The following is a 13,293-nucleotide window of genomic DNA, read 5'->3' as shown; positions in this document are numbered from 1 at the left end:
CTTGCTCTTGTACCTGTCCGAACTGCGATACTCCAACATTCGATACTACGAGTAAAATTACGGTTAACCTACTCCACCACCGTCAGTCCCCGCGCCGTCCCCGTCTCGACCCGCTCGGGCCACTCGACTCCCACCGCCTCCCAAGAGTCACCCCAGTCGGTCGTCCGGAACAGCCCGCGGTTCGACAGTGCGAAACACTCTCCCGCGTCGCCACCGCGACACAACACCGGTCGCGTCACCCCCTCGCCCAGCGGCAGCCCGCGTCCGTCCAGTCGCTCCCAGTCGTCGCCGGCGCGTCGGTAGACGTACGTCTCCGCCCGGGCGGCGGTGTGGGCCTCCCGGGCGGAGCGCGCGGCCGACACCAGGAGTCGGTCGGGGTCGTCGGGGTCGACCGCCAGGCTCCAGCAGTACGTCCGTTCCAGCCCCGCGGTCGGGAACGACCACGTCTCGCCGCCGTCCGTGGTCACGGCGAAGCCGTCGCCGGCGGCGACCCACGCCGTCTCCGGCCGGTCCGGGTGGGTCGCAATCGTGTGCGTGTCGCGCGGGCCGTCGGCGACGCGGTCGCGCCAGGTCATCCCGCGGTCGGGCGTCCGGACGAGCGCGCCGGCCTCGACGGCGACGTACCACCGGTCGGGGTCGCTCGGGTCCGGCGCGAGCCACCGGACGTGGTGGGTGTCCGGCCGCGGCGGGAACGACCACTCGTCGGCGGAGTCCAGGTCGGTCAGCCCCGGCCGTCGCGCGAACGTCTCGCCGCCGTCCGTCGACCGGTACACCCCGGACGGCTCCGTCCCGACCCACACTTCTGCCGGGTCGTCGGCGGCGACGGCGACCGCCGTCACCGCCGGCGGTGACGCCGTCTCGCCCGGCGACGTCGTCTCGTCGAGTGACGCCCGTTCGAACGTCTCGTCGAGTGACGCCCGTTCGAACGTCTCGTCGAGGGAGACCTGCTCGAACGTCTCGCCGCCGTCCGTCGACCGCCAGAGCCCGGCGTCGAACGTCCCGACGAACACGCGCCCGGCGCCGTCCGCGGCGACACACTCCAGCCGCCGGCCGTCGAGCGTGTCGCTCTCGACCACAGTGCCGGTCGCAGTGTCGACTCGTCTGTGACAGTCGCCCAGGAGTGCGTGGAGTTCGGTCACCCTCCCGTCTCGACGCGCCGCGGACAGGAACGTTCCGGCCGTCCGTGACGAGCAGACGAGAATCGGGCGTCGGCGACGGCTCGACGGCGGTCGGCCGGTGGACGGCGAGTAGTTTCTTGTCCCGCCCGACCCTCGCCCCACCCGTGAGTCTGGACCGCTCTGCGCTCGCAGTCGGCTCGCTCGCCGTCGTCACAGCCCTCCTACCCGCAGTCGCGCGCGTCGACGGCAACACGGTCGCGCCGGCGCTGCCGGTCGCCGCCGGGCTCGCGGCCGTGCTCGCCGTCCCGGCGGCGATCGTCGGCGTCTGGCGCGGCGTCGACGCGGATCGCTTCCTGACTGTCGCGGTCGGGTTGGCCGTCGCTGCGGCCGTGACCGTCGCGGTCGCGGCCGCCGTCGCCGTAGACCCCGGCGACGCGCCGGCGTTCGGCGCCGTCGCGCTCGCGGCCGGACTGAGCGTCTGGGTGTTCCCGTTGGCCGTCGGCGCGACCCGGCGACTCCCGTTCGGGCGGGTGTTGGCCGGGTGGCCGCCGACGGCAGTCGTCGGCGCGGCGGCGTTCGCCGTCGCCGGCGGCCCCGTGTGGGACGGCATACTGTACGGGCAACTCCGCGTCGCCGGCAGTCTCGCGGCCGCGCTGCTGTTGGGTCTCGGCCCGACCGGACTGGCGACTGTGATCCACCTCGTCCGTGGACGCGGCGACGGCGCGGCCGTCGGGCGGTAGACGCCAGGACTTTTCAACCGAGCCGACGCCAACACCGGCGTGTCCCGTCTCGCAGTTCGACCGCTGACGCTCCTCCGACTGCTCGCGCTCGCCGCCGCCCTCCTGGCAGTCGTCGCTCTCGGGCAGTCCGCACTCGCCGGCGACCCGGCCGTCGGCGCACCGGCGACGACCGACGACACGCTCGTGGCGACTGTCGACGGCACCGGCCCCGGCCAGATCGTCGCCTACGGTCCGGACGGCAACCTCCAGTACCGCAACCAGACGTGGGACATCTACCACGACGTAGACCCGAGTCCGGTCGGCGATCGGACGGTGGAGTACGTCGCCAGCGATCAGGACGCCGCCGACTGCGACGGCTGCCTCCTGAACGTGGTCGAACGCCTGAACCTGACGACCGGCGAGGTGACCCGGCTGTACACGACCGTCGCCGACGTTCGGGGGTCGAAACAGATCCACGACGTCGACCGGGTGAACGACAGCGTCCTCCTGATCGCGGACATCAGCCACCCCGACCGAGTGTACACGGTGAACACGACTACGGGCGAGGTGCTCTGGGAGTGGCGCGTGTCGTCGGCGTTCTCGCCCGACAGCGGCGGGCGCTACCCCGCAGACTGGACCCACCTCAACGACGTGGAGCTGCTCCCGGACGGCCGCGTGATGGTCAACCTCCGCAACCACGACCAGGTCGTGTTCTTGGAGCCGGGCGAGGGGGTCCAGGCCAACTGGACGCTCGGTGCAGACGGCGCCCACGACCGGCTGTACGAGCCGCACAACCCGGACTACATCCCGCGGTCGCGGGGTGGGCCGGCGGTGCTGATCGCCGACAGCGAGAACAACCGGCTCGTGGAGTACCGCCGCACGGACGGCAACTGGACCCGGACGTGGCGGTGGGCCGACCGCAGACTCCAGTGGCCGCGTGACGCCGACCGACTCCCGTCCGGGCGGACACTCGTCGCCGACTCCCACGGCTCGCGGGTGCTCGTCGTCGGCCGGAACGGTTCTGTCGCCGCCAGCGCGCCGTTCCCGGACGGCGTCTACGACGTGGAACTGCTGGGCACCGGCGACGAGAGCCGCGGCCCGACCGCCGACCGCGCCGGTCTGACCTCCCGCACCCCGGAGGCGACGGGGCTCGCCCCGGCGTACCGCGTCGCCCGCGCGGCACCGCCGTTGGTCCTCCACGGACTCCTGTTCGTCCTACCGACGTGGACGACGACCGCCGACGCCGCGACGTTGCTCGTGACCGTCCCGGTCGTCGCCGTCTGGCTGCTCGTCGAGGGTGTGGCGTGGCTGTGGCGACGGTGAGTCAGCAATCGGATTGTTTATTCCCCAAATCTCATTACGTCTGATTGCGTTGCATTACGCATGGAGAACGTCACGGCTCGGATGGACGATGAGGAGATAGATCTCCTCGACAGACTCGCAGAGGAACGTGGCGGAAGCCGGAGTGAGGCGATTCGAGCGGCCGTCCAGCGCGGAGCTCGTGAGGAACTCGTCCGTGCTGCGATCGAGCAGTACAGAGACGGTGAGGTCGGCATTCGCGGTGCGGCCGACATCGCCAACCTCTCGATTGCCGAGATGATGCGCGAGGCGAACGAGCGGGGTGTCCTGTTGAACTACGATGTCTCCGAGTTGGCGGACGATGTCGACGCGCTCAGATGACCGACCAACGGACGATTCTGACGGACGCTAGTGTCGTCGTCCGCCTGTCCGAAGTTGGCGAACTATCGTTGTTGCGTGTGATCGACGGTCGTGTGATCGTTCCGGAGGCCGTCGACCGCGAGGTGCGCGACGATCCAGGTGTCTCCCGACTCTCGACAGCTGTCACCAACGGGTGGATCAATATCGCCGACCTTCCACCACTCACGGAACTCCGCGACGCAGCGAACCACTTGGGAGCCGAGCACACCGCCCGCTTGCCCGAAACGGCTGATGAGAACGATGTTCGAGTCGAAGGTGACACTGCACTCCTCGCACACGCGCTGTCTGCCCGCCAGGAGGTCGTAGTCGCAAGCGACGACAAGCCGCTCCGCGAGACGTGTCAGGCGCTGTCCATTCCCGTCACTGGCCCGATCGGTATTCTCGTCCGAGCGGTCGAACTCGGTTCGATCGACACCGAGACTGCCGTCGACAGACTGTACGCGATGGACGAGGTGGGGGAACGACTGAGCGCGAGCCTGATCCGTCGTGGCGAGCGGCTGATCGAAGCGGCAGACGACTAACTCCCCATCAGTCGTCCGACGCCGCCGGTGCCTCGGCTTCCTCTTCGTCGTCGGTCTCGTCGCCTTTCGCGGGCTGCCGTCGATCGGCTCGCGGCCCCTCCACGTCCACGTCCGGCAACAGGTCCCGGAGGTAGCGCCCGGTGTGTGAGTCGTCGTCGCGGGCGACCGCCTCGGGCGTCCCAGTCGCGACGAGCGCGCCGCCGTCCTCGCCGCCCTCCGGCCCGAGGTCGACCACGTTGTCGGCGTTCTTCACCAGGTCCAGTTCGTGCTCGATCACGACGACGGTGTTGCCCTTGTCCGTCAGCCGGTGGAGCACCTCGATCAGCTTCCGTTCGTCGGCCTTGTGGAGCCCGGTGGTCGGCTCGTCTAGGAGGTACAGCGTCTCGCCGGAGTCGCGCTTCCCCAGTTCCTCGGCGAGCTTGACGCGCTGGGCCTCCCCCCCCGACAGCGTCGTCGACGGCTGACCCAGCTGCATGTAACCCAAGCCGACGTCCTCCAACAGTTCGAGTCGGCGCGAGAGCGCCGAGTGGCTGTCGAAGAAGTCGCTGGCTTCGGCGACGGACATGTCGAGCACGTCCGAGATCGTCTCGCCTTTGTACGTCACGTCCAGCGTCTCGTCGTTGTAGCGGGCGCCGTCACACTCCTCGCAGGGGACGTACACGTCCGACAGGAAGTTCATCTCGATCTTGACGGTGCCCTGGCCGCCACACTCCTCACAGCGGCCGCCCTTCACGTTGAACGAGAACCGACCCTTCTCGTAGCCGCGTTGCTTCGACAGCTCCGTCTCCGCGAACAGCTCCCGGATGTGGTCGAACACGCCGGTGTACGTCGCGGGGTTGGACCGCGGGGTCCGACCGATGGGTGACTGGTCGATCAGCCGGACGTTCTCGACCGCCTCGGTCCCCTCGATCCGGTCGTGGTCCCCCGGGTCCACCTCCGTGTTGTCGTTCATCTCCCGGGCGAGCCCCTTGTACAACACGTCGTGCATCAGCGTGGACTTCCCGGAGCCGGAGACGCCGGTGATCGCGGTGAACTGCCCCAACGGGACCGGCACGTCCAGATCCCGGAGGTTGTGTTGGCGGGCGCCACGGATCACGAGTTCGCCGTCGGCCTCGCGGCGTTCCTCGGGAACGGGAATCTGCTCGCGGCCGGCCAGGAAGTCGCCGGTGATCGACTCGTCTGCGGCGACAACGTCGTCGAACTCGCCCTGAACGACCACCTCGCCGCCCTGTTTGCCCGGGCCCGGGCCCATGTCGACGATGTTGTCCGCGCGGCGCATCGTCTCTTCGTCGTGTTCGACCACGAGGAGGGTGTTGCCCAGGTCGCGCAGCCCCTCTAGCGTGTCTAGCAGCCGGTCGTTGTCGCGCTGGTGGAGTCCGATAGACGGCTCGTCTAAGACGTACAACACCCCGACGAGCCCGGAGCCGACCTGCGTGGCCAGCCGGATGCGTTGGCTCTCGCCGCCAGAGAGGGTCGCGGCCTCGCGGTCGAGGGTGAGGTACTCCAGCCCCACCTCCTCCATGAACCCGAGGCGGGCGCGGATCTCCTTGAGAATCTCCTCGGCGATGGTGCGTTCCCGCTCCGTCAGCTCCGCTTCCATCCCCTCGAAGTGGGCGAGCGCGTCCCCGATGGACAGCCGGTTCACCTCCGTGATCGACGTGTCGTCGACGAGGACCGACCGGGACTGCGGCTTGAGTCGGGTGCCGTCACACTCCGGGCAGGTCGTGACGGCCATGAACTCCTCGATGTGGTCGCGGGTACGGTCGGAGTCCGTCTCCACGTGGCGTCGCTCCAGGTTCGGGATGACGCCCTCGAACCGCTTGGTCTTCCGGCGGACGCCGTCTTTCGTCTGGCGCGTGAACGTCACCTGTTCGTCCGTGCCCCAGAGGAACTGCTGGCGGACGTGCTCGGAGAGGTCCGCGAACGGCGTGTCGACGTCGACGCCGAAGTAGTCGGCGACGTTGTCGATCCGCGTGCGGTAGTACGTCCGATCGTAGCTCCACGGCTCGAACACCTCCCGGAGCGGCTTCGACGGGTCTTCCACGACCAGATCCGGGTCCACCTCCTTGGTGGAGCCGATCCCCTCACACTCCGGGCAGGCGCCGTACGGCGAGTTGAACGAGAAGGACCGGGTCTCGATAGGCGAGAAGTCGATTCCGCAGACCGTACACGCCAGCTCCTCCGAGAACTCCGCGAGCAGACGCTCGTCGTCGTCGCCCGCGAGGTCGCCCGTCGACCGGGACTGTGTGCCGATGTCCACCTCGCCGTCGCGGACGGCCGCCGGTGGGTCGGGGAGGATCACCTTCAGCGTGCCGTCGGCCTCCTCCAGGGCCGTCTCGACGGAGTCGGTGATCCGCGAGCGGTCCGCGGGGCGCAGCTTCACGCGGTCGACCACCACGTCGACCGTGTGGTCGTAGTTCTCGTCCAACTCCGGCGTCTCGACGGAGAGGTCGAACGGTTCTCCGTCCACCTCGACGCGGGTGTACCCCTCGCCCGCGAGCTCCTCGAACAGGTCCTCGAAGGCGCCCTTCTGGTCCCGGACGACCGGCGCGGCCAGCTTCGCTCGCGTCCCCTCGGGCAGTTCCAACAGCCGGCGGACCATCTGCTGGGCGCTCTGTTCGCCGACCTCCCGGCCACACTCCGGACAGTGGGGTGTCCCGACCCGAGCGTACAGCAGTCGGAGGTAGTCGTGGAGCTCCGTGACGGTCCCGACGGTCGACCGGGGGTTGTTGGCGGCGTTCTTCTGGTCGATAGAGATCGCCGGCGACAGCCCCTCGACGCTCTCCACCTGCGGCTTGTCCATCTGGCCCAGGAAGTTCCGGGCGTACGCCGACAGCGACTCGATGTACCGGCGTTGGCCTTCGGCGTAGATGGTCTCGAACGCCAGCGACGACTTCCCCGACCCCGACAGCCCGGTGACGACGGTGAACTCCTCGCGTGGAATCTCTACGTCGAGATCCTTCAGGTTGTGTTCCTCCGCTCCGCGCACCTCGATGTACTCCTTCGTCACGCCAGATCACTCCCGGTAAACTGACGGCTCCCCGTTCGGTGCATCAGTGTTCGCCACGGTCTGCGGACACTTGAACCCGGCCCTGTCGCCCGAACTCCCCCTGCGTGTCCCCGTCACACACACTCGCCCTCGAACGTATGTAGAGTGCTAGCAGACCCGAAAACTACAAGAAGGCGGGGACCACCACCGGAACTAAGGCCGTGGCGCTCGTAAGGGTATACGAGATGAGCACACAGAAGTCCGTTCGTGACGCCGCCGACACCGTCGAAGCCAGCGAGGCGCTCCGCCTCGATCAGGAGAAGACCGAACAGCTCGTCGAGGCGCTCAACAGCGACCTCGCCGCGACGTACGTCCTCTACTTCCAGCTGAAGAAGCACCACTGGAACGTCGAGGGCGCGGAGTTCAACGACATCCACGAGTACCTCGGCGAGGCGGCCGAGGACGCAGAGGAGGCCGCAGACGAGCTGGCAGAGCGCGCCCAGTCGCTGGGTGGCGTGCCGCTGGCCCGCGGTGCACAGCTGGAGGAGCGCGCGCCCGTCGAGCCGGAGGGTGACGACGTGTACGACATCCGCACGTCGCTGCGCAACGACATGGAGATGTACGGTGACGTCATCGAGCAGATGCGCGACCACGTCGAGCTCGCGCGGGGGCTCGGCGACCACGCGACGGCGGAACTGCTGCGCCAGCAGCTCCTGACCGTCGAGGAACACGCCCACCACCTCGAGCACTACCTCGAGGACGACACGCTCGTCACCGAGCGTACGATGAACTGAGTCGGGAGGACGCTGCGGCACGCAGTTCGGCACTTTACTTCGGTATCTCGAACCGACTCGGAGGTGCGGTCGCGGTGCGGCACTCCGATTCGGACGCGAGCGAGGGTCGAAAGCCCGAGCGAGCGCCTCTTCGGTCGACACCTTTGCCCCGAGCGGCGAGCGCGCGCAGCGCCTCACCCGAGGGGGAGAGAGGTCGGTTTACTGACGGTACGGTCTCCCGTTCTCGCGGTCGTCGGCCGGCGGCTGTCCACCGGGGTCGTTCGTCATCTCGTCGTAGGTGACGCCGGCGAGGTACTCGTCGTACGTGAGGTCGTACGCGCGGCGCAGCTGGAAGTCCAGGTCGCCCGTGTCGACGGACTGCCGGAACAACGTGTGGACGGCCCGCCGGAGCAGTTCGTCCGCGTCGGCGTCCGTGACGGCCGCGAGCGTCGCCAGCTCCGACCGGGTCTCTCGATCCAGTTCGACGGTCGTCTCCTCGCCCAGCGCCGCGGCGGCGTCGTCGATGTCCGCGTCGAGTTCGTCTACGGTCACACGGCCGCGTAACGTGGTCACGGGCTTGAGTGCTGTGGGCCGCCGACAGCGTCGACTGCGGTCGGGACGGGGACGGCAGACGTGCCGATCAGTATCGACGGACTCGAGAACGGCGCGGAGCCGCCGCGTCCGGAGCCACCACGCCGGATCGTCGCGTCTCTCGCGTCGCACGCCGACCTGGCGTACACCCCGGCGGAGGTCGCGGGCGAACTCGGCGTCGACCACGAGACGGTCGTGACGGCGCTCGACGAACCGACCGACCGGGGGCTCGTCAGACGGACGGACGATCACTGGACCGTCGCCGACGAGGAACGGGTCGCGGCGGCCGCGGATCTCCACGCGGCGACTCTGCGGCTCGACGACGCGGACGGCGGGACCGACGCGACCGCGTGAGACGCCGTCGCGCCCGACGAGCCACCCGAGTGAGCCGGGAGGGAGACGAACGGTGAATCCGGAACGAGGTGGCGTCGTTCGGCGTGTCGGCCCGTTCGAACCCGGGACGAGCCGACGGGGTCGTCTCTGTCACACAGCAGTAGCTCGAAGGAGTGGTATCGCCCGGAACACTAACGACCGGCGTCACTCCCGGCGGCGTGCCCTGGTCGGCCGGCTAACCCTCGTGCCGGGCGCTCGCCGTCACGGCCGACGAGAGCCGGTGTCGCGCGCCCGGGTTCGCCGTTCCGTCATCGCACCCGTGTGGGTCGGCTCGGACGGGGACTGAAGGCGCGCACCCCTACTGTGGTCCCGACACACAAACACCTGCCGTCACGGGGCCGTCACCGGAGGAGGTTCGAGAGCCGCTCGGTCAGACTCTCTTGTTCCCCGAGCTTGAGGTAGAGGGCGTCGCCGCCGTCCTCGTAGTAGCCCGTGATCCGGCGCTCGACGTCGAAGCCGATGGCCTCGTAGAAGTCGAGTGCGGCCCCGTTCGTCGCGCGGGCGTGACACGTCACCGTGCGGTGTTGTTCGGCCACCTCGCCGACCAGCCGACGGCCGTAGCCACGACCCCGGGCGTCCGGGCTGACGGCCAGGAACAGGACGTAGCCGTCACGCCGGGCGGAGACGAAGCCGACGAGCGCCCCGGGCTCGTCGGACCGGTCGTCTCGGCCACGCTCGAACAACAGGTGTGTCGTCGACCGTCGGTAGGCGTCGGAGAAGAACCCGCGACGCTGCTTGAGCACCCCATCTTCGCGGCGGATACGTTCCTTGAGCGCCCACGCCGCCTCCTCGTGGGTCGCCTCCCCGGGTGTGTCCGTCCGCTTCTCCAGTTCGACGCTCACTGCCGCCCCGTTCGCGCGTGACGAACATAACTCCACCGTCGGGCGAACCTCTCGATACACCGTCACGGGCCCTCTCGGTCGGCGACGCGCGGCGGCTCGTCGGCGTCGACGACACCTCGCAGATCGTCGATGTCACCGACACCCCGCGGTCCGTCTCCTCCGACGAGTTCACCCCCAGAACCCGCCGCCGTCCGGTCCCGTCGGCCCGTCCGGGCCGCCCGGTCCGGTCGGGCCGCTCCCCTCCGCCAGCTCGACCTGTTCGTTCGGTCCCCGCGGGTCCACCTCCTCCCCCTCCTCGAACCGGACGAACGAGAGGTAGAACGGCTCGCCGCAGCCGAGCTCCGACGGTTCGCCGTCGTCGCCCTCGTCGCCGGGGCCGTCTCCGCCCGTGTCGTCAGGTGTCGCTCCGCTGGCCCCGGCCGGTGTCGCGTCCGGGTCGTCGGCCGTCGGCGGTGTCTGCCACGAGACCGTCGTGTCTGCGCCACAGACGAACCGGACCCCGTCGGCGTCGCCGAACGGCTCGTCGGGGGCGACGTACGACCACCCTTCCAACGGGTACGGCGTGACGGACTTGTCGTCGAGGTAGCCTTCGCGTTCGAGACCGGCGAGCGTCCCACATCGGGGACAGTAGTAGGTGACGGTGTAGCTCACACCCGAACGAGACGGGCCGGAGGCTTTCGGCTTTCGCCCCGGCGCGACGAGCAGGGTGACTGTGTCGCCTCGGGACGACGAAAGGGCATGGATTACGTGACCCGGGTGACAACGGGTGGGTATGACACCGGAGTCGACCGTCAGGGCGTACTACGAGGCGCTGCGGACAGGGGAGTCGCTGACCACCTTCTTCTTGGAGTCGCCGGACGTGGTGAAGTTCGGCGTCGGCGAACGGCTGGACGGGTACGCCGCGGTCGCGGACGGGCTGGAGTCACAGACCGCCCGCACCCGGGACTGGACCGTCGACAGCCGGGCGCTCCAGACCGTCACGCGGGACGACCACGCCGCCTTCTCCGACGACGTTCGCCTGGAGTGGTACGACACGGACGACTTCGAGACTCACGCGTACGACACGCGCTGGAGTGGCACGCTCACCCGGACAGAGGCGGGGGACACGGAAGCTGGGGAAGCGGCCGTCTGGAAGTTCGCCGGGATGCACGTCTCCGTCGCCGGGCCGACGGAGGAGTAGATGGTCGGTCCCTCTACCACGCCCGCCGAACGGGACGCCGCACGCACGCGGATGAAGGTCGGGTTCGTCGCCCTGGTTGCGGGCTCCGGCGGGCTGGTCGCCGTCCGGGCGGGCGCGACTCCGGTCCAGCTCGTCGGAGCGGTCGTCGCCGGAGCGCTCGTCGGGGGCGTGTTGCTGTGGCTGATCCTCGGAGTGCTCGGGGACCTCCGGCCCCAGTAGCTACCGACAGATGTCGAGGAAGTTCTCGAAGACGGCCTCCCCCTGCTCCGTGTGGGCCACCTCCGGGTGCCACTGGACGCCGTAGAGGTCACGCCCCGGGTCGCTCATCGCCTCCACGCCACACACCTCGCTCGTGGCCGTCCGGGTGAACCCGGCCGGCAGCTCCGTCACTTCGTCGGCGTGTGACGCCCAGGTGCGGGTCTCCGGCGCCAACGACCCGATCAGTGGGTCGTCGCCGTCGGTCACCTCGACGGTCACGTCGGCGTAGCCGCCGTAGTCGCCGCTCGCCACCCGACCGCCGAGCTCGGTGGCCATCAGCTGCATCCCGAGACAGATCCCCAACACCGGGACGTCCGCGTCCAGGTACTCCGCGGCGCGGCCGGTGCGGTCCATCGACGGCCCACCGGAGAGGACGACGCCGTCGGCGTCCACCTCCGCGGGTGCCGTCTCGTTGTCGACGATCTCCGTGTCCACGCCCGCGTCCCGGAGCGCGCGCTTCTCCAAGTGTGTGAACTGGCCGTGGTTGTCGATCACCACGATCCGCGGCTCTGACATGTCGCCCCGTACTCCGGGGAGGCTCAAGAACCGTTCGGGACGGACGGCGGTCGGTCACCGGTATCAATGCTTTTCAATGGGGAACCGTAAGGACGCGTTATCGTGATTCTCCGTACATCCCGAGAGAGCAGTCACTACCCACACACGACACCGAACTGGTTGCGGTCGGCGAGAGGGGGTGTCCACTGAATGCTGGCGGTCGTCACGAGACGGCACGCGACGCGGCTGGCCACAGAGACACGGCTGTCGGGTGAGCAGGCGTGAACGTCGAACAGGTGCAGCGGACGTTCCTCCGCCACCAACATCTACTGGTGTTCGTCGCCCCCATCGTGTTCATCGCCGGTGTGCTGGGGTTCGCACCGACGAGCGGATCTGGGGTGAGCTACTGGCTGGAGTTCTGGTGGCTGTTCCCGTGTTTCCTGCTGGGCGCGACGATCGTCAACACGGTCGGGATCAGTGGGTCGGCGTTGTTCGTCCCGTTCCTTATCTTCGTGTTCCCGTTGTTCTCGGAGCCGTTGACTCCGGAGACGTTGGTGAAGGTCGGACTGATCAGCGAGGCGTTCGGGCTGTCGAGCTCCGCGGTGGCGTTCGTCCAGTACGGACTCGTCGACCGTCGGCTGGCGTTGTCGCTCGTCGCCGGCGGAGTCCCGTTCGTCGTCGGCGGTGCGTTGTTGTCGTTCGTCATCCCGGAGCCGTTGTTCCACGGGCTCCTCGGAGCAGCGCTGTTGGCCGCCTCGGTGTTGTTGTTCCGGACCGACCTCGGCCACGGGGAGACTCACGACGACGACGACGCCGCCGCGACGGACGGTGGCCACGCCGGCCTGCCGGACGACCCCGGCAAGCTCGGACCGGCGGGTGTCGAGACGGACGCCGAGGGGACCGTCACCCGAGTCGACCGTGACGGGAGCGACTACACTTACACCCGCGGGGGGTACCTCCGACGGTTCCTCAACTACAGCATCGGCGGGACGTTCCAGGGGCTGGCCGGCTTCGGAATCGGCGAACTCGGGATCGTCTCGATGCTCGGCACGAAAGTGCCCGTTCGGGTCGCTATCGGGACGAACCACATCGTCGTCGCCTCGACGGCCGTCCTCGCGTCGTTGGTCCACGTGTTCGGCGGCGGGCTCGTCCCCGGTGGTCACTCGCTGAGCCTGGCGTCGACACCGTGGAACATGGTCGTGTTCACCGTGCCGGCGACGGTCACCGGCGGACAGGTCGCTCCGTACGTCTCGAACGCGCTGGACACCGACACGATCACCGTCGGTGTCGGCGGACTGTTCGCAGTAATCTCGGTCGCGTTGTTCGGGATGGCGGCCGGCGTCTGACTCCCGATCACCGGGTCGAACACGACCCGACCCCGGTACGAGTCAATCGTACCGTGCTGCTCGCATCTCGACGTAGTCGCGCGCCCAGCCACCGAAGTGGCTCGCGAACCACCCCGAGAGCGTCGGTGGCTCCGGCGCTGCCGATCCTTCCGGTTCGGGTGACGTGTTCTTATGTGCCATACGCATATCTCCCTACTCGAAGTTGAAGTATCTGTGGGTTGTATCCACTCTTCGACTCTAGCTCAGATATCCGATCTCGACTCGCGTTCTACTCGTCGTCTCGAGACACCCGACACGGTCGCGGCTGCCGGGCCGACGGAGCGCACAGTTCCTGCCGAGACGAGGTGGT

At 68.8% G+C, this 13,293-nt stretch carries 15 protein-coding genes; 9 read left to right on the top strand and 6 right to left on the bottom strand.

The genetic code is table 11. From position 1 onward, the window contains the following. Positions 1-68: 68 nt before the first annotated feature. Positions 69-1,139 (bottom strand): WD40/YVTN/BNR-like repeat-containing protein, encoded by a 1,071-nt coding sequence (locus tag RYH79_RS11505; protein WP_370899231.1) that lies wholly within the window; start codon positions 1,137-1,139, stop codon positions 69-71. A gap of 143 nt (positions 1,140-1,282) precedes the next feature. Here RYH79_RS11505 and RYH79_RS11500 point away from each other — a divergent pair, with 143 nt between their 5' ends. Genes RYH79_RS11500 through RYH79_RS11485 form a run of 4 tightly spaced genes read left to right on the top strand, consistent with a single transcriptional unit; the run spans position 1,283 to position 4,077 of the window. After that, entirely contained in the window at positions 1,283-1,858 is a 576-nt protein-coding gene (locus tag RYH79_RS11500) for a hypothetical protein (RefSeq protein ID WP_370899229.1), read from the top strand. Between the two features lie 39 nt (positions 1,859-1,897). Further along, the gene (locus RYH79_RS11495; RefSeq protein WP_370899227.1) at positions 1,898-3,160 is read left to right on the top strand and encodes an aryl-sulfate sulfotransferase; all 1,263 of its coding nucleotides are present in this window, start codon (positions 1,898-1,900) and stop codon (positions 3,158-3,160) included. A 60-nt stretch (positions 3,161-3,220) separates the two neighbouring features. Next, complete coding sequence (locus RYH79_RS11490; protein WP_370899225.1) at positions 3,221-3,517, top strand: UPF0175 family protein; 297 nt, start codon at positions 3,221-3,223, stop codon at positions 3,515-3,517. Beyond that, on the top strand, positions 3,514-4,077 hold the full coding sequence (locus tag RYH79_RS11485; protein WP_370899223.1) for a PIN domain-containing protein: 564 nt from the start codon (positions 3,514-3,516) through the stop codon (positions 4,075-4,077). The genes RYH79_RS11490 and RYH79_RS11485 overlap by 4 nt, the downstream gene beginning before the upstream one ends. Before the next feature lie 7 nt (positions 4,078-4,084). Here RYH79_RS11485 and uvrA read toward each other — a convergent pair whose 3' ends face one another. Beyond that, positions 4,085-7,087 carry an excinuclease ABC subunit UvrA gene (uvrA, locus tag RYH79_RS11480; RefSeq protein WP_370899221.1) on the bottom strand — a complete coding sequence of 1,001 codons (3,003 nt, stop codon included), beginning with the start codon at positions 7,085-7,087 and terminating at the stop codon, positions 4,085-4,087. A 224-nt stretch (positions 7,088-7,311) separates the two neighbouring features. Here uvrA and dpsA point away from each other — a divergent pair, with 224 nt between their 5' ends. Continuing rightward, the gene (gene dpsA / locus RYH79_RS11475) at positions 7,312-7,860 is read left to right on the top strand and encodes a DNA starvation/stationary phase protection protein DpsA (protein ID WP_370899219.1); all 549 of its coding nucleotides are present in this window, start codon (positions 7,312-7,314) and stop codon (positions 7,858-7,860) included. 198 nt (positions 7,861-8,058) lie between these two features. Here the strand turns inward: dpsA and RYH79_RS11470 are convergent, their stop codons facing one another. Continuing rightward, positions 8,059-8,391: a ribbon-helix-helix protein gene (locus RYH79_RS11470; RefSeq protein ID WP_370899217.1), complete on the bottom strand. Its 333-nt coding sequence runs from the start codon at positions 8,389-8,391 to the stop codon at positions 8,059-8,061. A gap of 81 nt (positions 8,392-8,472) precedes the next feature. Between RYH79_RS11470 and RYH79_RS11465 the strand changes: the two genes are divergently transcribed. Further along, a complete protein-coding gene (locus RYH79_RS11465; protein ID WP_370899215.1) occupies positions 8,473-8,784 on the top strand; it encodes a hypothetical protein in 312 nt (103 codons plus the stop codon). A gap of 380 nt (positions 8,785-9,164) precedes the next feature. Here RYH79_RS11465 and RYH79_RS11460 read toward each other — a convergent pair whose 3' ends face one another. Together RYH79_RS11460 and RYH79_RS11455 are read right to left on the bottom strand one after the other, a co-directional pair. Further along, positions 9,165-9,665, bottom strand: a complete 501-nt coding sequence (locus tag RYH79_RS11460; protein ID WP_370899213.1) for a GNAT family N-acetyltransferase — start codon at positions 9,663-9,665, stop codon at positions 9,165-9,167. 168 nt (positions 9,666-9,833) lie between these two features. Continuing rightward, on the bottom strand, positions 9,834-10,316 hold the full coding sequence (locus RYH79_RS11455) for a DUF7969 family protein (protein WP_370899211.1): 483 nt from the start codon (positions 10,314-10,316) through the stop codon (positions 9,834-9,836). Positions 10,317-10,437: 121 nt separating this feature from the next. Here RYH79_RS11455 and RYH79_RS11450 point away from each other — a divergent pair, with 121 nt between their 5' ends. Together RYH79_RS11450 and RYH79_RS11445 are read left to right on the top strand one after the other, a co-directional pair. After that, on the top strand, positions 10,438-10,845 hold the full coding sequence (locus tag RYH79_RS11450) for a nuclear transport factor 2 family protein (protein WP_370899209.1): 408 nt from the start codon (positions 10,438-10,440) through the stop codon (positions 10,843-10,845). Further along, positions 10,846-11,064, top strand: a complete 219-nt coding sequence (locus tag RYH79_RS11445; protein ID WP_370899208.1) for a DUF8527 family protein — start codon at positions 10,846-10,848, stop codon at positions 11,062-11,064. Here RYH79_RS11445 and RYH79_RS11440 read toward each other — a convergent pair whose 3' ends face one another. After that, a complete protein-coding gene (locus RYH79_RS11440) occupies positions 11,065-11,619 on the bottom strand; it encodes a GMP synthase subunit A (RefSeq protein WP_370899206.1) in 555 nt (184 codons plus the stop codon). A gap of 260 nt (positions 11,620-11,879) precedes the next feature. Here RYH79_RS11440 and RYH79_RS11435 point away from each other — a divergent pair, with 260 nt between their 5' ends. Then, positions 11,880-12,944: a TSUP family transporter gene (locus RYH79_RS11435; RefSeq protein ID WP_370899204.1), complete on the top strand. Its 1,065-nt coding sequence runs from the start codon at positions 11,880-11,882 to the stop codon at positions 12,942-12,944. Positions 12,945-13,293 lie beyond the last annotated feature (349 nt).

The organism is Halobaculum sp. MBLA0143 (assembly GCF_041361465.1).
GTDB lineage: Archaea > Halobacteriota > Halobacteria > Halobacteriales > Haloferacaceae > JAHENP01.
The sequence above is the reverse complement of the archived record's forward strand: the minus strand, read 5'-3'. Positions and strand labels throughout refer to the sequence as shown.

What these genes read in the sequence shown, in the direction of transcription:
- RYH79_RS11445 (WP_370899208.1), top strand. Translation starts at nt 10,846, where the DNA reads ATGGTCGGTCCCTCTACCACGCCCGCCGAACGGGACGCCGCACGCACG.
- RYH79_RS11490 (WP_370899225.1), top strand. Translation starts at nt 3,221, where the DNA reads ATGGAGAACGTCACGGCTCGGATGGACGATGAGGAGATAGATCTCCTC.
- RYH79_RS11450 (WP_370899209.1), top strand. Translation starts at nt 10,438, where the DNA reads ATGACACCGGAGTCGACCGTCAGGGCGTACTACGAGGCGCTGCGGACA.
- RYH79_RS11440 (WP_370899206.1), bottom strand. Translation starts at nt 11,619, where the DNA reads ATGTCAGAGCCGCGGATCGTGGTGATCGACAACCACGGCCAGTTCACA.
- dpsA (WP_370899219.1), top strand. Translation starts at nt 7,312, where the DNA reads ATGAGCACACAGAAGTCCGTTCGTGACGCCGCCGACACCGTCGAAGCC.
- RYH79_RS11485 (WP_370899223.1), top strand. Translation starts at nt 3,514, where the DNA reads ATGACCGACCAACGGACGATTCTGACGGACGCTAGTGTCGTCGTCCGC.